Origin of the sequence: Lysobacter yananisis, assembly GCF_031199375.1 — a bacterium.
GTDB classification, from domain to species: domain Bacteria; phylum Pseudomonadota; class Gammaproteobacteria; order Xanthomonadales; family Xanthomonadaceae; genus Lysobacter; species Lysobacter yananisis.
Genome location: NZ_CP133568.1, coordinates 5818530 through 5839038, shown reverse-complemented (window position 1 = coordinate 5839038; position 20509 = coordinate 5818530). Strand labels below are relative to the sequence as shown.

15 protein-coding genes and 1 pseudogene are annotated in these 20509 nt (G+C 71.0%); 9 read left to right on the top strand and 7 right to left on the bottom strand.

Annotated features, from left to right (window positions below):
- Positions 1 to 7 precede the first annotated feature (7 nt).
- From creC to RDV84_RS24080, 5 genes are all read left to right on the top strand, one after another.
- Positions 8 to 1450 (top strand): two-component system sensor histidine kinase CreC, encoded by a 1443-nt coding sequence (creC, locus tag RDV84_RS24100; RefSeq protein WP_309151878.1) that lies wholly within the window; start codon positions 8 to 10, stop codon positions 1448 to 1450.
- 271 nt (positions 1451 to 1721) lie between these two features.
- Positions 1722 to 3365 (top strand): alpha/beta hydrolase family protein, encoded by a 1644-nt coding sequence (locus RDV84_RS24095; RefSeq protein WP_309151877.1) that lies wholly within the window; start codon positions 1722 to 1724, stop codon positions 3363 to 3365.
- A gap of 111 nt (positions 3366 to 3476) precedes the next feature.
- Positions 3477 to 4916 (top strand): cell envelope integrity protein CreD, encoded by a 1440-nt coding sequence (gene creD, locus RDV84_RS24090; protein ID WP_309151876.1) that lies wholly within the window; start codon positions 3477 to 3479, stop codon positions 4914 to 4916.
- Between the two features lie 368 nt (positions 4917 to 5284).
- Complete coding sequence (locus RDV84_RS24085) at positions 5285 to 5881, top strand: GNAT family N-acetyltransferase (protein ID WP_309151875.1); 597 nt, start codon at positions 5285 to 5287, stop codon at positions 5879 to 5881.
- An 11-nt stretch (positions 5882 to 5892) separates the two neighbouring features.
- Positions 5893 to 6789 (top strand): carbon-nitrogen hydrolase family protein, encoded by an 897-nt coding sequence (locus RDV84_RS24080; RefSeq protein ID WP_309153772.1) that lies wholly within the window; start codon positions 5893 to 5895, stop codon positions 6787 to 6789.
- A gap of 241 nt (positions 6790 to 7030) precedes the next feature.
- Here the strand turns inward: RDV84_RS24080 and RDV84_RS24075 are convergent, their stop codons facing one another.
- Both RDV84_RS24075 and RDV84_RS24070 read right to left on the bottom strand, forming a co-directional pair.
- Positions 7031 to 7582, bottom strand: coding sequence for a phosphatase PAP2 family protein (locus RDV84_RS24075; protein WP_057946935.1), 552 nt, complete (start codon positions 7580 to 7582; stop codon positions 7031 to 7033).
- Complete coding sequence (locus RDV84_RS24070) at positions 7579 to 8775, bottom strand: glycosyltransferase family 4 protein (protein ID WP_309151874.1); 1197 nt, start codon at positions 8773 to 8775, stop codon at positions 7579 to 7581. The genes RDV84_RS24075 and RDV84_RS24070 overlap by 4 nt, the downstream gene beginning before the upstream one ends.
- Before the next feature lie 276 nt (positions 8776 to 9051).
- Between RDV84_RS24070 and RDV84_RS24065 the strand changes: the two genes are divergently transcribed.
- On the top strand, positions 9052 to 10578 hold the full coding sequence (locus RDV84_RS24065) for an OpgD/OpgG family glucan biosynthesis protein (RefSeq protein ID WP_309151873.1): 1527 nt from the start codon (positions 9052 to 9054) through the stop codon (positions 10576 to 10578).
- The gene (gene mdoH, locus RDV84_RS24060) at positions 10575 to 12515 is read left to right on the top strand and encodes a glucans biosynthesis glucosyltransferase MdoH (protein WP_309151872.1); all 1941 of its coding nucleotides are present in this window, start codon (positions 10575 to 10577) and stop codon (positions 12513 to 12515) included. The genes RDV84_RS24065 and mdoH overlap by 4 nt, the downstream gene beginning before the upstream one ends.
- 61 nt (positions 12516 to 12576) lie before the next feature.
- Here mdoH and RDV84_RS24055 read toward each other — a convergent pair whose 3' ends face one another.
- Together RDV84_RS24055 and RDV84_RS24050 are read right to left on the bottom strand one after the other, a co-directional pair.
- On the bottom strand, positions 12577 to 12930 hold the full coding sequence (locus RDV84_RS24055) for a YkgJ family cysteine cluster protein (protein WP_057946938.1): 354 nt from the start codon (positions 12928 to 12930) through the stop codon (positions 12577 to 12579).
- 68 nt (positions 12931 to 12998) lie between these two features.
- Positions 12999 to 13208 (bottom strand): annotated as a pseudogene (locus RDV84_RS24050) (alkylphosphonate utilization protein); the annotation flags it as partial.
- 340 nt (positions 13209 to 13548) lie between these two features.
- Between RDV84_RS24050 and RDV84_RS24045 the strand changes: the two are divergent.
- The gene (locus tag RDV84_RS24045; RefSeq protein ID WP_123648929.1) at positions 13549 to 13803 is read left to right on the top strand and encodes a helix-turn-helix domain-containing protein; all 255 of its coding nucleotides are present in this window, start codon (positions 13549 to 13551) and stop codon (positions 13801 to 13803) included.
- A 148-nt stretch (positions 13804 to 13951) separates the two neighbouring features.
- Here RDV84_RS24045 and RDV84_RS24040 read toward each other — a convergent pair whose 3' ends face one another.
- Entirely contained in the window at positions 13952 to 14620 is a 669-nt protein-coding gene (locus RDV84_RS24040) for a YoaK family protein (protein ID WP_309151871.1), read from the bottom strand.
- Positions 14621 to 15061: 441 nt separating this feature from the next.
- Here RDV84_RS24040 and RDV84_RS24035 point away from each other — a divergent pair, with 441 nt between their 5' ends.
- Positions 15062 to 16771, top strand: a complete 1710-nt coding sequence (locus tag RDV84_RS24035; RefSeq protein ID WP_309151870.1) for an AMP-binding protein — start codon at positions 15062 to 15064, stop codon at positions 16769 to 16771.
- A 74-nt stretch (positions 16772 to 16845) separates the two neighbouring features.
- Here RDV84_RS24035 and ppx read toward each other — a convergent pair whose 3' ends face one another.
- Both ppx and ppk1 read right to left on the bottom strand, forming a co-directional pair.
- Positions 16846 to 18375: an exopolyphosphatase gene (gene ppx, locus RDV84_RS24030; RefSeq protein WP_057946942.1), complete on the bottom strand. Its 1530-nt coding sequence runs from the start codon at positions 18373 to 18375 to the stop codon at positions 16846 to 16848.
- A 15-nt stretch (positions 18376 to 18390) separates the two neighbouring features.
- On the bottom strand, positions 18391 to 20475 hold the full coding sequence (gene ppk1, locus RDV84_RS24025; RefSeq protein ID WP_175429144.1) for a polyphosphate kinase 1: 2085 nt from the start codon (positions 20473 to 20475) through the stop codon (positions 18391 to 18393).
- Between the last annotated feature and the right edge of the window lie 34 nt (positions 20476 to 20509).

Genomic DNA, 20509 nt, shown 5'->3' with positions numbered 1-20509 from the left:
GCCGCGCATGCGCATCGGGCTGCGGATCTTCCTGGGGTATTTCCTGATCGTGGCGCTGGCCGCGACCCTGCTGGCGCGGGTGTTCGTGGCCGAGGTCAAGCCGGGCGTGCGCCAGGCGATGGAAGACACCCTGGTCGACACCGCCAACGTGCTGGCCGAACTGGCCGCCGACGATTTCCTGGCCGGGCGCATCGACCAGGGCGATTTCGCCAAGCGCGTGCGCGCGCTGTCCGCGCGCGACGTCGGCGCGGCGATCTGGGGCTTCCGCAAGCGCTCGTCGAGCTACCGCGTCTACGTCACCGACGCGCGCGGCATCGTGGTGTTCGACAGTTCCGGGCGCGACGTGGGCCAGGATTATTCGCGCTGGAACGATGTCTATCTGACCTTGCGCGGGCGCTACGGCGCGCGTTCCAGCCCGGACGCGGCCGGCAATCCCGACGACACGGTGATGCACGTGGCCGCGCCGATCCGCGACGACGACGGCCGCATCGTCGGCGCGCTGAGCGTGGCCAAGCCCAACAGCGCGATCGCGCCGTTCATCGCCCGCAGCCAGGGCGTGGTCGCGCGTTGGGGCTTCGTGCTGATGGGCGCGGCGTTGCTGGTCGGGGTCGGCGTGTCGTGGTGGCTGTCGCGCCAGATCGGGCTGTTGCGGCGCTACGCCAACGCGGTCACCGCCGGCGCGCGCGCGACCGCGCCGGACGCGGCCGGCGAATTCGGCGACCTCGGCCGCGCGCTGGAGACGATGCGCTCGCGCCTGGAGGGCAAGCAGTACGTCGAGCAGTACGTGCACACGCTGACCCACGAGATGAAGAGCCCGCTGGCGGCGATCCGCGGCAGCGCCGAACTGCTGGAATCGCCGCTCGGCGAGGGCGGTATGGCCGATGCCGACCGCGCCCGCTTCGCCGGCAGCATCCGCGCCCAGGCCGAACGCCTGGCGCAGATGATCGACAAGCTGCTGGCGCTGGCCGCGGTCGAACACCGCCAGAGCCTGGAGCGGCCCGAGCCGGTGGCGCTGGCGGCGATCGCCCAGGAAGCGGCCGGGCATTGCGCGCAGCGCCTGCGCGACAGCGGCGCGAAACTGCTGCTGGACCTGGAGCCGAACCTGCCGGCGGTGCAGGGCGACGCGTTCCTGCTGCGCCAGGCGCTGGTCAACCTGATCGACAACGCCGCCGACTTCTCGCCCGCGGGCGGCGAGATCGCGCTGCGCCTGCGCCGCGACGGCGACCGCCAGCGCATCGAAGTCGGCGACCGCGGCCCGGGCGTGCCCGATTACGCGCTCGGCCGCGTGTTCGAGCGCTTCTATTCGCTGCCGCGCCCGGCCGGCGGCAGCCGCAGCAGCGGGCTGGGCTTGTGCTTCGTGGCCGAAGTCGCGTCGCTGCACGGCGGCGAGGCGGCGCTTGCGAATCGCGAGGGCGGCGGCGCGCAGGCGAGCTTGAGCGTGCCGGGGTGAGTTCGCGGCTTTTGCGCTCGGGATAGCGCGCATCGCACGCCGAACATCGAGCGCCGAACGCCGAACGCCGAACGTCAAGCGTCGAGCGTCGAGCGGCCGCGCACCTGCACGCATTCGCTTGCGTCCGAGTGCGCCCGCAGACCCACAAGCCGTCATTCCGGCGGAAGCCGGAACCCATTTTGATCTTGTTCCGATCCGGTACTCGCGCGAGCGCAAAAGCGAAGCACGTGCAACATCAAAATGGGTTCCGGCTTTCGCCGGAATGACGGGGGTGAGGGTTTCGCAGCGGGAAAACGCGTCCGGTTCCGTCCCGAGCCAGCGCGGCTTCGTCGCCCCCAGCCGCATTCCGTCGCCCGCCGATGGCACCGCCGCCGCCACGGTGCGAGCCTGCGACCACACCGCAGGCGAGGCGACCGATGTGAACGCGACCGATGTAACGGCGACGGATTCGAGTCGGCCGGATTCGAATCAGCCAGATTCGAATCGGCCAGGCTCGAAACGGCCAAACTCGAAACGGCCACGGCATTCGACGCCGACGCGCGCGCAGCGGCTCTCGGCGGCGTTCGCGCTCCTGCTGTGTGCGACCCAGGCCGTCGCCGCCGAACCCGTCGCCGCCCGTCCCGGCGCGAACGCGACCGAACCCCGCGCGGCCGGATTCTGCGCCGTCGGCAGCTACCGCCTCGACGACGGACGCGCGCTCGACATCGGGCCCGGCGTCGAAGGCCAACTGCGTTGGCGCAGCGACGACGGCCGCACCGGCGCGCTGGCGCCGGCCGCGCACGGCGCCTGGATCAGCACCGTGGGCTGGACCGGGCGCGCCGACGGCCATCGCGTCCGCTTCGATTGCGCTCACGGTCGCCTGCGCTTCGACGACACGCCGGGACAGCGCGTGCGCACGATCCAGCGCGACACGCGCTTTCGCGGCAGCGGCGTCGAGCTCGCCGGCCGCCTGACCCTGCCGCCGGGCGAGGGCCGGGTGCCGCTGGTGGTGCTGGTGCACGGCGCCGAACACGATTCGGCGTTGCAGCGCTACTCGTTGCAGCGCGAGTTCGCCAATGCCGGCATCGCCACCTTCGTCTACGACAAGCGCGGCACCGGCGCCTCCGGCGGCCGCTACACCCAGGACTACCTGACCCTGGCCGTGGACGCCGTCCACGCCCTGGACGAGGCCCGCCGCCTCGGCGGCGCGCGCATCGGCCGGGTCGGCTACCAGGGCGGCAGCCAGGGCGGCTGGGTCGCGCCGCTGGCGGCGCGGATCGCGCCGGTCGATTTCGTCGTGGTCGGCTTCGGCCTCGCGGTCTCGCCGCTGGAGGAAGACCGCGAAGCGATCGCCTTCGATTTGCGCCGCGCCGGATTCGGCGAGGACCCCGCGGCGATGGCCGGCGCGATGGCGATCGCCGACGCCACCGCGGCGCTGATCGACAGCGGCTTCGCCGAAGGCTACGAGCGGCTCGCCGCGGTCAAGGCGCAGTACGCCCAGGCGCCTTGGTATGCGTCGGTGCGCGGCAACTTCACCTGGTACCTGCTCGGCAACGACGCCGACACCATCCGCCGCGACGCGCCGGGCCTGGTCCGCGGCGTGCCCGCGCACTACGACCCGATGCCGGTGCTGCGCGGCCTCGACACTCCGCAGCTGTGGGCGCTGGGCGGCGAAGACCGCGACGCGCCGCCGGGCGAAACCCTGCGCCGGCTGGCGGCCTTGCAGCGCGCCGGCAAACCGATCGCCAGCGCGGTGTTCGCGCGCGCCGACCACGGCCTGTACGAATTCGAGACCGCGGCCGACGGCGAACGCGTGTCCACCCGCCAGCCCGACGGCTATTTCCGCCTGATGACCGACTTCATCCTCGGCAAAACGCTGCAGCCGCGCTACGGCGAGGCCGCGGTATGCGCGAACGCGGCCTGCGCCGGCCGCTAGCGTCGGCCGCCGCGCTTCACTCTTGCTTCACCGGCGCCACACCGCCTCGCCATCGCTGCCCCGCACAAGCGCATCAACCTTGCTGCCAACGTCGCGGACAAGGAGTACGACATGCGGGTGTGGTTGAAGATGTTGATGGTGCTGGGGCTGACCCTGGCGATCCTGGTGCCGCTGCTGATGATCGGCGGGGTCATCGACGAACGGCAGGGCTATCGGGCCCAGGCCGTGGCGACGGTGGCGCGCAGCTACGCCGGCGCGCAGGCGTTCTCCGGTCCGGCGCTGATCGTGCCCTACGAGGACACCTGGATCAGCGAGGAGAAGGACGAGAAGGGCGTGATCAAGCGCGTCGCCCACCGCGAGCAGGGCCGCTGGACCTACTTCCCGGGCAAGCTCGAAGTCGAGGGCGAACTGGTCCCGCGCGAGCGCCGGCTCGGCCTGTACAAGGTGCTGGTGTACGAATGGCAGGGCAAGGCCAAGGCCGGTTTCGTCGCCAACATCCCGGCCGATCCGGTGGCCGAGCCGGGCATGACCGTCAACGGCATCGCCCGCACCATCGGCAAGCCCTGGATCAGCTACGGCTTCGCCGACGTGCGCGGCCTGCGCGATCCCAAGCTGCGCCTGGACGGCCTGGACGCGGCGGTCGAGGACGGCCTGGGCGCGCGCGACGGCGGCGGTATCCACGCCCGGCTCGGCGCGCCGGCGGCGGCGACCCAGCTGAAGGTGCAGACCGAACTGGAGTTCACCCTGGGCGGCACCGAATCGCTGGCGCTGGTGCCGCTGGGCAAGGACAACCGCTTCTCGCTGCGCTCCAAGTGGCCGCATCCGAACTACGGCGGCAGCTTCCCGCCGAGCTCGGACAGCATCGGCAACGACGGTTTCCGCGCCGACTGGCGGGTGTCGTCGGTGGCGACCAACGCCCAGCGCCAGTACCTGGCCGGGGTGACGTTGCCGACGGTGGGCCTGTCCGGCCGCGGCGACGAGGGCCCCGAGGCGGCCGCGGAGATCGGCAGCGAGATCAACGCGATCCAGGTCACCCTCAAGGACCCGGTCAACGTCTACTCGCAGGCCGACCGCGCGACCAAGTACGGCCTGCTGTTCGTGCTGCTGACCTTCGTCGGCTTCTTCATGTTCGAGCTGATCAAGCAGCTGCGCATCCACCCGATCCAGTACGGCCTGGTCGGCCTGGCGCTGGCGATCTTCTTCCTGCTGCTGGTGAGCCTGAGCGAGCACATCGAGTTCGGCCTGTCGTACCTGATCGCCAGCGTCGCCTGCATCGGCCTGCTGGTGTTCTACCTGAGCGCGGTGCTGCGCAGCCTGCCGCGCGCGCTGGGTTTCGGCGCGATGCTGGTGACCCTGTACGGCGCGCTGTACGGCCTGCTGATCTCCGAAGACAACGCCCTGGTGCTCGGCGCCGGCCTGCTGTTCGCGATCCTGGCCGCGATCATGGTGATCACCCGCAAGGTCGACTGGTACCAGCTCGGCGCCAGCGCGCCCAAGCGCCGCGAGGCCGCGGTGCCGCCGCCGCTGCCGGAGCGCGATGCGGCGCAGTAATGCCGCATCGCCAACCGCCGCCGCGCGCCAGGGATGGCAAGGCCAGGGAAGGCGCGGTTGCGGAAGGCATAGGCAAGGAAGGTGAAGCCAAGGAAGGCGTCACCCAAGCAAGGCAGCGCCAGGAGGGCGACGCCATGGACGGCAAGGCCAGGGAAGGCAGCGCCAGGGACGGCGATGAAAGAGAAAGACGCCTGCGCCGCCCGGGCCAAGCAAGGCGACGCCAGGCAGGGCGAGGCCATGGACGGCAAGGCCAGGGACGGCGATGACGGCGGTGGGTCCCGCGGGCCCACCGCCGTTTTTTTTGCGGACGACGCGGCCCCGCCGCGCCCGGCCCGCGCTTTCACTAAGATGCCCGGATGAAGAAGGCCATGCCCACGATCCGCAGCTACACCGGCGCCGAGATCGCGCCTTACCTGAATGCGATCGCCGCGCTGCGCATCGCGGTGTTCCGCGATTGGCCCTACCTCTACGACGGCGACGCCGCCTACGAAGCCCAGTACCTGCAGGTCTACCGCGACTCCTGGCGCGGCGTGGCGGTGCTGGCTTTCGATGGCGAGCGCATCGTCGGCGCCTCCACCGGCCTGCCGCTGATCGACGAGATGGCCGAGATCCGCGCCGCCTTCGACGGCCATCTCGTCCAGGCCCAGCACGTGTTCTATTGCGGCGAATCGGTGCTGTTGCCCGAGTACCGCGGCCTCGGCGTCGGCCATCGGTTCTTCGACGCGCGCGAGGCGCATGCGCGCGCGCTCGGCGATTTCCGCTGGACCGGTTTCTGCGCGGTCGAGCGCGAGCCCGGCGATCCGCGCCGGCCGCCGTTCCATCGCGGCAACGAGGCTTTCTGGAAGAAGCGCGGCTACACCCACCGGCCCGAGTTGGTGGCGAAACTGCCGTGGAACGAAGTCGGCCGCGGCGAACGCGAGCATTCCCTGAGTTTCTGGCTGCGGCCGCTGGAGCGCGCGCGATGACCGACTCGACGATCCGGGTGGCGGTGGCCAAGTACGCCATCGGCGCGCCGCGCGACTTCGCCGAATTCGCCGACAAGCAGGCGCAATGGCTGAGCCAGGCCCGCGCCGGCGGCGCGCAGCTGGCGGTGCTGCCCGAGTACCTGTCGCTGGAACTCGGCGCGACGTTCGGCGCGGCCACCCAGGGCGACCTGCACGCCTCGCTGGTGGCGATCCAGCAGTACCACGACGCCTGGCTGGCGCTGTTCGGCCTGCTCGCGCGCGAGCTGCGCCTGCACGTCGTCGCCGGCAGCTTCCTCTACGACCACGAAGGCCGCGGCCGCTACCGCAACCGCAGCTACGCCTTCGCGCCCGACGGCGGGCGGCTGTGGCAGGACAAACTGCAACTGACCGGCTTCGAGAAACAGGCCGGAGTAATCGAGCCGGGCGACGCGCTCAAGACCTTCGACCTCGCCGGCGAGCGCGCCGGCATCGCGATCTGCTACGACATCGAATTCCCGCTGCCGGTGCGCGCGCAGTGCGAGGCCGGCGCGCGGCTGCTGATCGCACCGAGCTGCACCGACACCCAGGCCGGCGCCACCCGCGTGCGCGTGGGCTGCCTGGCGCGCGCGCTGGAGAACCGCGCCTTCGTCGCCCAGGCGGTGACCGCGGGCGAGGCGCTGTGGAGTCCGGCATTGGACACCAACACCGGCGAGGCCGCGGTGTACGCGCCGATGGATGCGGGCCTGCCGGCCGACGGCGTGCTGGCGACCACCCGCGGCCACCAGCGCTGGGCCTTCGCCGACCTCGACTTCGCCGCGCTGGAGGCCAGCCGCGAACGCGCCCAGGTCGCCAACGACCGCGATTGGGCGGGGCAGTGGAAGCCGGCGATCGCGCGCGCGCAGCGGACGCAGTGGGACGAGGGGCAGTAAGCGACGCAGCGAGCGTGCGCGATGGCGGTCGCGGCTTGCGCCGCTCCTACAGCCAGCCCATGCAGGAGCGATACAAGCCGCGAACGCGAAGTTTCACCCGCGACGCAACCGCCATGGCCTACCTGTAGGAGCGGCGCAAGCCGCGACCGCGAAATTTCAGTCACGACGCAACCGCCAAGGCCCGCCTTCGCGTGCGGCGAAAACCGCGACATCCCGACAGCGACGCAACCGCCCCCCACCCTCAACCGAACAACGTCACCCCAGGCACCAGCCACAGCGAAATCCCCGCCAGGGTCGAGCCGATCACCGTCGCCGCCAGCACGTCGCTGGGATAGTGCAGCCCCAGCACCACCCGCGACGCCGCCACCGAGGCGGTGAACGGCACCAGGATCCAACCCAGCGCCGGATAGTGCGCCATCGCCACCAGGCTGAAGGCGACCGCGTGCAGGGTGTGCCCGGACGGGAAGCTGAACTCGTCCAGCGGCGCGACCCAGGCATGGATGCGCTGGTCGGAAGCGAACGGGCGCGGGCGCCGGGTCCAGCGCTTGAGCGCCTTGTACAGCGCCAGCGCGATCACGCCGGTCGCGGCCAGGTGCACGGAGGCGCGCAGGCCGTCGTAGCCGTCGGCGAGCACCAGCACCGCCATCAGCGCGTACCAGAACACGCCGTCGCCGAGGCGGCTGACCGCGGCGAAGTACGCGCGCGAGCCGCTGCGCTGGCCGAGGCGATTGGCGCGCAGGCACCAGCCGGATTCGCCGGCGATCAGACGCTTGCGCAAGGGCAACCGGTTCATACGACCTCCTGCTCGGGCTTGTTGTCGGATCGGGCGTCGTGCGGCAGCCGCTTCGGCGTGCCGCGCGCGTTGCGTTCGGCCAGGCCGTGCAGCACCGCGTCGAAATCGGCGGCGACCTGTTGCGGGCGCAGGCCGCCGACGGCTTCGCGGCCGGCGCGGGCCATGCGCGCGCGCAGGGCGTCGTCGGTGGCGATGCGCACGGCCGCGTCGATGAAGCCGGCGTCGTCGCCGTTGCTCACCGCCGCGCCGTGCTCGCCGTCGCGCAGGTGCTCGTGCGCGGCGCCGTAGTCGAAGGCCACGGTCGGCACGCCGCTGGCCATCGCTTCCAGGGTGACGTTGCCGAAGGTTTCGCTGAGGCTGGGAAACAGGAACAGGTCGCCGCTGGCGAAGTGCGCGGCCAGGGTCTCGCCGCGCTGGACGCCGCAGAACACGAAGTCGGGGTTGTCGCGCTGCAGTTTCTCGCGCGACGGGCCGTCGCCGACCCAGACGAAGCGCGCCTGCGGCCGGCGTTGCTGCAGCGAGCGGAACGCGCGCACGGCCAGGTCGAGATTCTTCTCCGGTGCGATCCGGCCGACGTAAATCGCCACCAGCGCGTCGCCCGGCGCGCCCCAGGCCTCGCGCAGCGACGGCATGCGGCGCGTGGGATCGAACAGCGCGGTATCGACCGCGCGCGGCAGCCGCACCACGTCCTCGAAGCCGCGCGCGCGCAGGAACTCGGCCAGTTCGCGGGTCGGCACCAGGGTGGCGTCGGCGCCGTTGTGGAAGCGGCGCATCCACGCCAGCGCGGCGCCGACCAGGAACGGCGCGCCGTAGTCGCGCATGTATTCGTCGAAGCGGGTGTGGAAGCCGGTCGCGGCCGGAATGCCGAGCTTGCGCGCGGCCTTCAGCGCCGACCCGCCCAGCGGGCCTTCGGTGGCGACGTAAATCGCATCGGGACGGCGGGCGGCCCAGTCGCGGCGCAGGCGCGCGGCGCAGGGCAGTCCGAAGCGCAGGCCGGGGTAGCGCGGCAACGGCAGGCCGCGCACCAGCAACTCGTGATCGGCGCCGTCGCCCGTACCGTCGGCGGCCTGGCGCGGGCGCACCACCGCGACCTCGTGGCCGCGGGCGCGCAGACCCCGCTCCAGACCTTGCACGGTCAGGGCGACGCCGTTGATCTCCGGCGGATAGGTCTCGGTGACGATCGCGTAGCGCATGGCGCAGGCTCCGGTTTGCGCAATCCTGGGCGCGCGCCGTGTCCCTGCGGTTGCCGGTGCATGACGCAGGCGTGACCGCGCCCGGGTAATCGGTTTCCGGAATCGTTTTCATCCGGACGGCGTCACGAAACCTCGCGCGGACAGCGGTTTTGCCCCGATCCGTCAATCGCTTGCGCGAACCCGCGCCTTCCGGATCGTTAACAAGCCTGTCCCTACAATCGCCCCGTTTATCTGATCCGCCGATCCGTCGGCACCACTTTTCCAGGGGACCGCCGCTTGCACCGACGCGAACTGATCAAGGCCGGACTGGGCCTGCCGCTGGCCGCCTGGGCCGCGGGCGGCGCATGGCCGGCCTGGGCGGAAGCGGCCGGGCCGGCGCAGGCCTTCGACGCCGACACCGTGCCGGCGCTGGCGCGCGCGCTCGCGGCCAAGCCTTATCGCGCGCCGGCGAGCGAACTGCCGGCGGGGTTGGGCGAGGTCGACTACGACCGCTGGCGCGACATCCGCTTCGATCCCGGCCAGGCGTTGTGGAAGAACGACGGCCTGCCGTTCCAGTTGCAGCTGTTCCACCGCGCGTTCCTGTTCAAGCAGCGGGTCGAGTTGAACTTGGTCGAGGCCGGGCAGGCGCGGCCGGTGCGCTATCGCAGCGAGCTGTTCGACTTCGGCAAGGCGCCGCGCCCGCCCGCGGACGCCGACCTGGGCTTCGCCGGCTTCCGCGTGCACGCGCCGATCAACCGCAAGGATTATTTCGACGAGGTCTGCGCGTTCCTCGGCGCGAGCTATTTCCGCGCGGTCGCGCGCGACCTGCTGTACGGGCTGTCGGCGCGCGGATTGGCGCTGAACACCGGCGCGGGCGATCGCGAAGAGTTTCCCGCGTTCGTGTCGTTCTGGATCGAGCGGCCGGCGAAGAGCGCCGCGTCGATCGTCGTGCACGCGCTGCTCGACAGCCCCAGCACCGCCGGTGCGATGCGCTTCGTCGTTACGCCGGGCGCCGACACCACGTTCGACACCAGCCTGCGCCTGTACCCGCGGGTGGCGCTGGAGCGCGCGGGCATCGCGCCGCTGACCAGCATGTACCACTTCGACGACACCGACCGCCGCGGCGTCGACGACTTCCGCCCGGCCGTGCACGATTCCGACGGCCTGGCGCTGTTCAACGGCGCCGGCGAGCAGATCTGGCGGCCGCTGCACAATCCCAAGAACGTGCAGGAAAGCGCGTTCCAGGACCGCCGCCCGCGCGCGTTCGGGCTGATGCAGCGCAAGCGCGCGTTCGCCGATTACGCCGACAGCGAAGCCCATTACGAGCGCCGCCCGAGCCTGTGGGTGGAGCCCGTCGGCGACTGGGGCGAGGGCGCGGTGCACCTGGTCGAGATCCCGACCGGCGACGAGTACCACGACAACGTGGTCGCGTTCTGGCGCCCGCGCGCGCCGCTGGCGGCCGGGCGCGAGCACCGCTTCGACTACCGCCTGCACTGGTGCGCGAAGCATGCGTGGAAGCCCGAGCTGGCCACGGTGTCGCGCACCCGCATCGGCGCCGGCGGCCGCGACGCGCGCCTGATCGTGCTCGACTTCGACGGCGGCCGCCTGCCCAAGCTCGCGCGCGACACCGCGATGCGCGCCGTGGTCTGGGCCTCGGCCGGCCGGATCGCCAACGCCAGCGCGCGCGCCATCGACGGCAGCGGCGCCTGGCGCCTGTCGTTCGAACTTCAACCCGGGGACGCGCGCGCGGTCGAACTGCGCGCGGTCATGGAGGACGCGTCCGGCCCCGTTTCCGAAACCTGGCTTTATCGTTGGACCGCATGAACGCAACTGCCGCACCGCCGCACCGCCCCGCCGCCTCCGCGCCCTACGAAGCCCTGCCGCCCGAATCGCCGATGGCGATGCCGGTGCAGTCGCTCAAGGCCGGGGCGCTGTCGCCCCAGCCGCTGCCGACCGCGCCGCGCGGCATGGCCCTGCGCCGCCTCTATGTGATCGGCGGCGCCGCGCTGCTGACCCTGGTCGCGGCGTACCACATCCTGCGCGTGCTCTACGTCGGCGGGCTCAACCTGCTGGAAGGCGCGCTGCTGGGACTGTTCCTGTTCCTGTTCGCGTGGATCGCGCTGGCCTTCACCAGTTCGCTGGCGGGCTTCGTGCTGATCCTGTCGCGCCGGCGCTGGCGGCTGGGCCTGAAGCAAGGCGGCGAACTGCCGTCGCTGGACGAGCGCACCGCGCTGCTGGCGCCGACCTACAACGAGGATCCCGAGCGGCTGATGGCCGGCCTGCAGGCGATCTACGAATCGGTGCAGGCCACCGGCCAGCTCGACAAGTTCGATTTCTTCATCCTCAGCGACACCACCAAGGAACCGATCCGCCAGGCCGAGATCCGCGCGTTCCAGGCGCTGCGCGAACGCACCGGCGGCCATGCGCGGATCTTCTACCGCCGGCGCAAGAACAACGCCGAGCGCAAGGCCGGCAACATCGCCGAGTGGGTGCGCCGCTTCGGCGCGGCCTATCCGCAGATGCTGATCCTCGACGCCGACAGCCTGATGACCGGCGAGGTGATCGTGAAGCTGTCCGGGGCGATGCAGCGGCATCCGGACGTGGCGCTGATCCAGACCCTGCCGATGATCGTCAACGGCCAGACCCTGTTCGCGCGCATGCAGCAGTTCGCCGGCCGCGTGTACGGCCCGGTGATCGCCTACGGCATCGCCTGGTGGCACGGCGCGGAGAGCAACTACTGGGGCCACAACGCGATCATCCGCACCCGCGCCTTCGCCGAGCACGCCGGCCTGCCGGAACTGCGCGGACGCAAGCCGTTCGGCGGCACCGTGCTGAGCCACGACTTCGTCGAAGCCGCGCTGATGCGCCGCGGCGGCTGGGCGCTGCACATGATCCCGGGCCTGGTCGGCAGCTACGAGGAAGGCCCGCCGTCGCTGACCGACATGCTGGTGCGCGACCGCCGCTGGTGCCAGGGCAACCTGCAGCACACCGCGGTGCTGCCGGCGCGCGGCCTGCACTGGATCAGCCGCATGCATTTGATGATCGGCATCGGCCATTACTTCACCGCGCCGATGTGGGCGATGCTGATGCTGATCGGCCTGGTCATCCCGCTCGACAAGGTCGACTACTTCCGCTGGCAGAGCATCCGCCTGCCGGGTTTCTCGCCGAGCGCCTATTGGCGCGACCAGGATCCCGACCGGGTGTTGTGGGTGTTCATCGCGACGATGGCGGTGCTACTGGCGCCGAAGTTCATGGCCTACCTGGCGCTGCTGACCGACCGCGAGACCCGGCGCGGCTGCGGCGGCGCGATCCGCGCGTTCTTCAGCATGATCTTCGAGACCCTGCTGGCCGCGCTGATGGCGCCGGTGACCATGTACCTGCAGTCGCGCGGCGTGGCCGAAGTGCTGTCGGGCAAGGACTCGGGCTGGGAGTCGCAGCGCCGCGACGACGGCAGCCTGCCGCTGTCGGGGCTGATCCGCAGCTACGGCGGGCTGACCCTGTTCGGCGTGCTGATCGGCGGCATGGCTTATGCGATTTCGCCGCCGCTGGCGGCGTGGATGTCGCCGGTGATCCTGGGCCTGATCGTGTCGATCCCGGTGGTGGCCTTCACTTCCGCGCGCGGGCCGGGGCAGTTCCTGCGCCGGATCGGCATCTTCCGCATTCCCGAGGAGATCAGCCCGCCGCCGGTGCTGGTGCGGGCGACCCAGTTGCGCGCGGAGGCGGCCAAGCGCAGTGCCGCCGCCGCGGAGCATGTGGGCTGAGGCGGGCTAAAGCGAGCCGGCGCGCCCGGGCGCATGGCCCGGGCGCCGCGCGGCGGCGCGGTCACACCAGCACTTGCCGGGTCCGCCGCAGATAGGCGTGGACCGCGTTCTCGGCCGCTTCGTCGATCATCGTTTCGGGCCCGCAGCCGTTGGGGCAGCGCAGCCGCGGGGTGGTGCCGAACAGCCGGCAGATCAGCGGCCGTTCCTCGTAGGCCTCGCAGCCGTGCGGGCCCAGGTGCGGGCAACTCCAGGCGGCCAGTGCGGCGTCGCGCTCGGCCTCGGGCTTGAACGGCAGCCGCGCCATTTCCTGCGCCGAGGCCGTGACCGGCCCGCAGCAGTCGTGGCAGCCCGCGCGGCAGCCGAACGCGGGAATGCGCGCGCGCAGCGCTGTCAGTTCCGGATCGTCGCGCGTCATCGGTGGTCTCCCGCGGCCGCGGTCGCGGCGCGCGAATTTTGTTCGAGCGGCCGCGCCTTCTCAAGCGCTCAGGCTTTCTTCAAGAACTCGGTGCGCAGGACCAGGCCCTTGACCTTCTCGACGTTGCACTCGATCAGTTCCTCGTCGTCGGTCAGGCGGATGTTCTTGCACAAGGTGCCGCGCTTGAGCGTCACCGAGGTGCCCTTGACCTTGAGGTCCTTGATCACCAGTACCGAGTCGCCGTCGGCGAGCGCGGTGCCATTGCTGTCTTTCACGATCATGTCGAACTCCTGCAGGGGAAAGCGGCGCCGGCGCGCGCGGCCGCGGGCAAGGCGGCGGCCCGTCGCGAACGACGGGAGCGGCCGGTGTGGATGGAAAAAGCCTAGCGAAAGATGTTTTACACATCAATATGGATGTAGTAAAAACAAGCGCGACGCAGGCGGATGCCGAATGCAACGCAATTGGCGATGATGCGCAACCGCGTACACCGCCGCTGCCGCACGCCACGATGACCGCCTGTTTCCGGACCGTCCGTTCCTGCATCGCCCGTTCCCGCATCGCCCGTTCCTGTGCCGGCGCCATCCGCATCGTTCCCTCATCGGCCACGGAGCCGCGACGTTGATTACGGCAAGCCAATTGCGCGCCGCCCGCGCCCTGGTCGGCATGGACCAGAAGACCCTGGCCGAGAAGGCCGGCGTGTCGCTGCCGACGATCCAGCGCATGGAAGCCAGCCAGGGCAACGTGCGCGGCGTGGTCGATACCCTGACCAAGATCATCAACGCGCTGGACGCGGCCGGCGTCGAGCTGATCGGCGAGAACATGCCCAGCTACGGCACCGGCCGCGGCGTGCGGCTGAAGTCGCCGCCGGAGTGAGCCGCGGCGCAGCGGGCGCGGGTCGCCGTTCGTCTTAGCGCGCCCGGCGCGGCGGGCTTGAGTCGCGCCGGGCCCGATCGATGCCCGCGCGCTGGACGCCGGCTCGCTTGAAGCCAACTCGCTCGAAGCCAGCTCGCTCAAAGCCGGCTCAGTCGGAGAACGGCCGCAACTGGCGATACAGCGCATAGCCGCTGCCGGCCGCGCCGGTCAGCACCGCCGGCAGGTACAGCATGCGATAGCCCCACTGCCGGTAGAGCGCTGCGCCGAGCGCCGCGCCGGCAAGGAAGCCGCAGATCACCAGCGCGCTCAGCAGGATCCGCCGGCGCGGCACGTCCTGGCCGCGCAGGGCATGGCCCAGGCCGATGCCCAGGTCGGTGAACATGCCGGTCAGGTGGGTGGTGCGCAGGACCGAGCCGCTGAAGGTGGTGGCCATCGCGTTCTGCAGTCCCATCGCCATCGCCCCGGTCAATCCGCCGAGCATCGGCGCGTGGCGGAACAGCGGCACGGCCGCGAACAGCAGCGCCGATTCGATCGACAGCACCACGCCGTAGCGCCGGCCCAGGCGCAGGGAGCGGCCCTGGACGATGGCTCCGCTCAGCATCGCGCCGGCGAGGTAGGCGGCGATCACGCCGAACAGTTGCAGCGCCGCCAGCGGCCGGCCCGCGGCGGCCGCGGCGCCGAGCAGGGTGGCGGTCCCGGTGAGGTGGGTCAGCGCCTGGTGCTCGAAGCCGAGCACGCCGGCGACGTTGACCATGCCGGCCACGCTGGCCAGCACGCCGCCTCCCACCCAGACCCATGCCGGCAGTTGCACGCCCACCGTTCGCCTCGCTGTTTCTGGTGCCCGCCGCTGGAGCGCGCCGGCTCGGCTTTGCGGCCGGGGCCGGGTCCAGTGGGGGGGGAGGGATAGGATGCTTTGAACATATCAATAGATGCTTTATACATCAATAAGGCGATCTTGGACCTTACTGCCGAAGACGGTCGTGCTGGGCGGCCGTATTGGGCAGCCGATCCGGCCGCGACGGCGCCCGGCGTCTGGCGAGCGCGATGGTCGCGGCTCGCGGCATCCGCATCGCGCCTCCGCGCACGGCGCCGGTCCCGTCGCCGCAATGCGGCGGCGGGTCGCGAAGCCGGGCGCGCGCGCGCGCGCCGGTTCGTCTTGGCCGTGGCGTTCGAGCGTTCGCCGTCGCGGTCACGGATTCGCGCTCGCGCGCGGCGCAGGGCGCGATGGCGCCACGGCGCCAGCGGCTATGCTCGGCGCATGAGTCCAGACCGCATCGCCCCCGACCCCGCCCTCAGCCACGTCGTCGGCGCCGCCGCGCCGGCGCTGCTCGACGAAACCATCGGCGCGATGCTCGCGCGCATCGCCGCGCAGTGGCCCGACCGCGAGGCGCTGGTGGTGCCGCCGCAGGACGTGCGTTTGACCTGGCGCGCGTTCGACGCCGCGGTGAGCCGGCTCGGCGCCGGCCTGCTGCGGCTGGGCCTGGCGCCGGGCGACCGCATCGGCGTGTGGTCGCTCAACCGCGCCGAGTGGGTGCTGCTGCAGTTCGCCAGCGCCCGCGCCGGGCTGGTGCTGGTCAACATCAATCCGGCCTACCGCACCCACGAGCTGGAGTACGCGCTCAACCTGGTCGGCTGCCGCGCCCTGGCCATCGTGCCCTCGTTCAAGAGCTCGCATTACCTCGACATGCTGCGCGAACTGGCGCCGGAACTCGGCCGCCATCCGCCCGGACTGCTGCGCGCGCGGCGCCTGCCGGACCTGCGCCACGTGCTGGTCATGGGCGCGCACCCGCCGCCGGCCGGCGCGCATGCCTTCGACGCGGTCGCCGCCTGCGACGACCCGGCCGCGCACGCGCTGCTGGACCAGGTGAGCGCGCGACTGTCGCCGGACGACGCGATCAACATCCAGTTCACTTCCGGCACCACCGGCGCACCCAAGGGCGCGACCCTGACCCACCGCAACATCGTCAACAACGGCTTCTTCGTCGGCGAAGCGATGCGCTTGAGCGAACGCGACCGGCTGTGCATCCCGGTGCCGTTCTACCACTGCTTCGGCATGGTCCTGGGCAATCTGGCCTGCGTCACCCACGGCGCCTGCATGGTGATTCCCGGCGAAGGCTTCGACCCGCTGGCGACCCTGCGCACCGTCGCCGCCGAACGCTGCACCGGCCTGCACGGCGTGCCGACCATGTTCATCGCGCAACTTCAGCACCCGCAGTTCGGCGAGTTCGACCTGTCGAGCCTGCGCACCGGCATCATGGCCGGCGCCAACTGCCCGGTGGAGGTGATGAAGCAGGTGGTCGGGCGCATGCACATGCAGCAGGTGACCATCGCCTACGGCATGACCGAAACCAGCCCGGTCAGCTTCCAGACCGTGCCGGACGACCCGCTGGAACGGCGCGTGGATTCGGTCGGCCGGGTCCACCCGCACGTGGAAGTGCGCATCGTCGACGAGAACGGCGACACCGTGCCGCGCGGCGGCATCGGCGAACTGCTGACCCGCGGCTATTCGGTGATGCAGGGCTACTGGGGCGATCCCCGGCGCACCGCCGAAGCCGTCGACGGCGACGGCTGGATGCACACCGGCGACCAGGCCACCATCGACGCCGACGGCTACGGCCGCATCGTCGGCCGGCTCAAGGACATGCTGATCCGCGGCGGCGAGAACGTGTACCCGCGCGAGATCGAGGAATTCCTCTACGCCCACCCGGCGATCGCCGACGTGCAGGTGTTCGGCGTGCCCGACGAAAAATTCGGCGAGGAAGTCTGCGCCTGGATCCGCCTGGCCGAGGGCGCCGCGCTCGACGCCGAGGCGGTGCGCGGGTTCTGCCAGGGGCGCATCGCCCACTACAAGATCCCGCGCTACATCGAGTTCGTCGAGGCGCTGCCGATGACGATCAGCGGCAAGCCGCAGAAGTATCTGATGCGCGAGACGATGGTCGAGCTGCTGGCGGCGCGAAGCCGAGGCTGAGCGCCGCCGGACGGTTCAAGGGAAGGTTCCGGCGGTAAGTCCGCTGCGCGGGCGCATGCGGCCCGGACGGCGCCTCAGGCGGCCAGCAGCTTCAGCGAAATCCCCAAGCCCGCCATGTCCTGCGGCTCGCCCTCCAGGTCCGCGCGCACCAGCGGGCGCGAGTCCAGCCAGCGCCGCGACACGGTCAGGGTGAGGGTGTTGCCTTCGGCGTGGGCGTCGAGCTGCGGGATCGGGTCGGATTCGTGCGCGCGGTGCAGCAGCACCGCCAGGCGCAGCAGCGCCGAGCTGCGCCGCACCGCCGACAGCAGGCGGTCGGGCAGGGCGTCGAAGGCGCTCTTGGGGATGCTGCGGCGGTGGGTGCGCACCAGCGCGGCGAGGAACTGCTGCTGCTGGCGCGAGAAGCCGGAGATGTCCGAGTTCTCGATCACGTAGGAGCTGTGCACGTGGTACTGGCTGTGCGCGATCGCCAGGCCCAACTCGTGCAGGCGCGCGGCGCGCAGCAGCATCAGGCGGTCGTCGGCATCGAGGTTCCAGGCCTTGGCGACCTGGTCGAACAGGCGCAGCAGGGTCGCTTCGACCCGCTTGGACTGCGGTTCGTCGATGCCGTAGCGCTTGACCAGCGAGGCGACGGCCGCATCGCGCGGGTCGTCGGCGCCGCCGCGGCCGAGCATGTCGTAGAGCACGCCCTCGCGCATCGCCGCCTTGCTGATGGCCATGCGCTGCAGGCCGAGCACGTTGAACGCGGCTTCCAGGATCAGGATGCCGCCGGCGATCACCGGGCGGCGGTCGGAGGACAGGCCGGGCAGGTCGATGGCCTCGATCCGGTCGGCCCGCAGCAGCTCGTCGCGCAGCACCGGCAGTGCCTCGGCGGTGACCGCGCCCTTGGTCAGCTTCATCGCCGCGCAGATCTCGCCGATGGCCTTGTTGGTGCCCGACGAACCCAGCGCCTCGTGCCAGCCCAGGCTGCGGTAAGTGCCGGCGAACTGCTGGAACTCGGCCGAGACCTCGTTGAGCGCGTCGCGCCATTTCTTCTTCGACAGCTTGCCGTTGTCGAAGAAGCGGCGGGTGCTGGCGATGCAGCCGACCTGCAGGCTCTCGCGCTCGATCGCCTCGAAGCCGGCGCCGACGATGCACTCGGTCGAGCCGCCGCCGATGTCGATCACCAGCCGGCGCTCGCCGGGCTTGGACGGCTGGGCGTGGGCGACGCCGAGGTAGATCAGGCGCGCCTCTTCGCGGCCGGACACCACTTCGATGGCGTGGCCCAGCGCCGATTCGGCCGGCATCAGGAAGGCCTGCGGCGCGGCCAGCCGGCGCACGGTGTTGGTGGCGATCGCGCGCACCCGCTGCGGCGGCACGTCGCGGATGCGCTGGCCGAAGCGCGACAGGCACTCCAGCGCGCGCTGGCGCACCTCGGGGGCCAGGCCGCCCTTGCGGTCCAGGCCCTCGGCCATGCGCACGGTCTCGCGCAGCCGGTCGACGGTGCGCAGCTGCCCGAGCACGTAGCGCGCCACCACCATGTGGAAGCTGTTGGAGCCCATGTCGACCGCGGCGAGCAGGTCGCCGTCCTCGAGCGGCAGGCGGCTGGTCGGGAATACGTTATTCATGCGCGGGATTTTCGGTCATCCGCACAACTTAGCCAACAAAGTCGCCTGGGCCGAGTGCGGCATCGCGCCGTCGGCCGGCGCGATCCGGGCGTAGCCGCCGTCGTTCTGCAGTTCCCAGGAGTTGAGGTTGTCGGCCAGGTAGTTGGCCAGCGCCTCCTCGTAGACCCGGCCGCGCAGGTCCGAATCCAGGATCGGGAAGCCGGTCTCGACCCGGCGCAGCAGGTTGCGCTCCAGCCAGTCGGCGCTGGAGCAGAACAGGTCCGGGGCGCCGTCGTTGGCGAACCAATAGACGCGGTGGTGCTCCAGGAACCGGCCGACGATCGAGCGCACCCGGATGTTGTCGGACACGCCTTCCACGCCCGGACGCAGGGTGCAGGCGCCGCGCACGATCAGGTCGATCTGCACGCCGGCCTGCGAGGCCTGGTACAGCGCGCGGATCACCTGCGGCTCGTTCAAGGCGTTCATCTTGGCGACGATGCGCGCGGGCTTGCCGGCGCGGGCGTGCTTGGTCTCGCGGTCGATGCGCTTGAGCACGCCGGCGTGCAGGGTGAACGGCGACTGCAGCAGGCACTTGAGCTTCAGCGATGGCGCCAGGCCGGAGAGCTGCTGGAAGATCAGATGCACGTCGTTGCCGATGTCCGGATCGGCGGTGATCAGGCCGAAGTCGGTGTACGCGCGCGCGGTGCCGCTGTGGTAGTTGCCGGTGCCCAGATGCACGTAGCGCTTGAGCTTGCGGCCCTCGCGGCGGACGATCAGCAGCATCTTGGCGTGGGTCTTGTAGCCGACCACGCCGTACACCACCTGCACGCCGGCCTCCTGCAGACGGTCGGCGAGGCCCAGGTTGGCCTCTTCGTCGAAGCGCGCGCGCAGCTCGACCACCACGGTCACGTCCTTGCCGTTGCGCGCGGCCTGGATCAGCTGCTCGACGATCGGCGAGTCCTTGCCGGCGCGGTACAGGGTCTGCTTGATCGCCAGCACGTTCGGGTCTTCGGCGGCCTGGCGGATCAGCTCCAGCACCGGCGCGAACGAGTCGAACGGGTGGTGCAGCAGCATGTCGCCGTCGGCGACGGTGTCGAAGATGGTCTCCACCCCGGGCGCCACGCGCTGCTGGTACGGCGGGAACTTCAGCTCCGGACGCTGGACCAGATCGTAGACCTGGATCACGCGGTTGAGGTTGACCGGGCCGTTGATGCGGTAGACCGCGTTCTCCGGCAGGTCGAAGTTCTCCAGCAAGGTGCGCACGATCGGCTTGGGGCACTGCTCGGCGATCTCCAGCCGCACCGCGCGCAGGTAGCCGCGGCCGACCAGTTCGTCGCGCAGGGCCAGGGCGATGTTGTCGACCTCTTCCTCGTCCACCAGCAGCTCGGAGTTGCGGGTCACGCGGAACTGGTAGGCGCCCTTGACCTCCATGCCCGGGAACAGCTCGTCGACGAAGGCCGACAGCACCGAGGACAGGAACACGAAGTCGTGCTGGCCGCCGGAGACGTTCTCCGGCATCTGGATGATGCGCGGCAGCGAACGCGGCGCGCGCACGATGGCGAGGTTGCCGGCGCGGCCGAACGCGTCCTTGCCCTTGAGCACGACCACGATGTTGAGCGACTTGTTGAGGATCTTCGGGAACGGGTGCGCCGGATCGAGTCCGAGCGGCGACAGCACCGGCATGATCTCGTCGCGGAAGTAGGCGCGCAGCCAGCGGGTCTGGCGCGCGTTCCAGGAATTGCGGCCGAGCACGCGCACGCCGTTGTCCTGCAGCGCCGGGCGCAGCACGTCGTTCCAGCATTCGTATTGCGCCTTGACCAGCTCGGCGGCGCGGTCGTGGATGCGCGCGAGCACGGTCTGCGGCGCCAGCCCGTCCGGGCCCGGGGCCAGGCCCAGGTCCTGGGCGTGGCGCAGGGTGCCGGCGCGGATCTCGAAGAATTCGTCGAGGTTGGTGCAGGAGATGCACAGGTACTTCAGCCGTTCCAGCAGCGGCACCTGCGGGTCCTGGGCCTGGGCCAGGACGCGGAAGTTGAAGTCCAGTTGCGACAGTTCGCGGTTGAAGTACAGCGAGGCGTCGCGCAGCGGGTCGGTGTCGAGCGAGGGTTCGGTCATCGCGTTCATGGCGCTGCGTTGCATCCTGGGTTGCGGTTCGCCC

Bases quoted from the DNA above. Each gene is read 5' to 3' on its own strand.
- RDV84_RS24085 (WP_309151875.1), top strand. From the start codon at position 5,285: ATGCCCACGATCCGCAGCTACACCGGCGCCGAGATCGCGCCTTACCTG.
- mdoH (WP_309151872.1), top strand. From the start codon at position 10,575: ATGAACGCAACTGCCGCACCGCCGCACCGCCCCGCCGCCTCCGCGCCC.
- RDV84_RS24055 (WP_057946938.1), bottom strand. From the start codon at position 12,930: ATGACGCGCGACGATCCGGAACTGACAGCGCTGCGCGCGCGCATTCCC.
- RDV84_RS24070 (WP_309151874.1), bottom strand. From the start codon at position 8,775: ATGCGCTACGCGATCGTCACCGAGACCTATCCGCCGGAGATCAACGGC.
- RDV84_RS24075 (WP_057946935.1), bottom strand. From the start codon at position 7,582: ATGAACCGGTTGCCCTTGCGCAAGCGTCTGATCGCCGGCGAATCCGGC.
- ppk1 (WP_175429144.1), bottom strand. From the start codon at position 20,475: ATGAACGCGATGACCGAACCCTCGCTCGACACCGACCCGCTGCGCGAC.
- creD (WP_309151876.1), top strand. From the start codon at position 3,477: ATGCGGGTGTGGTTGAAGATGTTGATGGTGCTGGGGCTGACCCTGGCG.
- ppx (WP_057946942.1), bottom strand. From the start codon at position 18,375: ATGAATAACGTATTCCCGACCAGCCGCCTGCCGCTCGAGGACGGCGAC.
- RDV84_RS24035 (WP_309151870.1), top strand. From the start codon at position 15,062: ATGAGTCCAGACCGCATCGCCCCCGACCCCGCCCTCAGCCACGTCGTC.
- creC (WP_309151878.1), top strand. From the start codon at position 8: ATGCGCATCGGGCTGCGGATCTTCCTGGGGTATTTCCTGATCGTGGCG.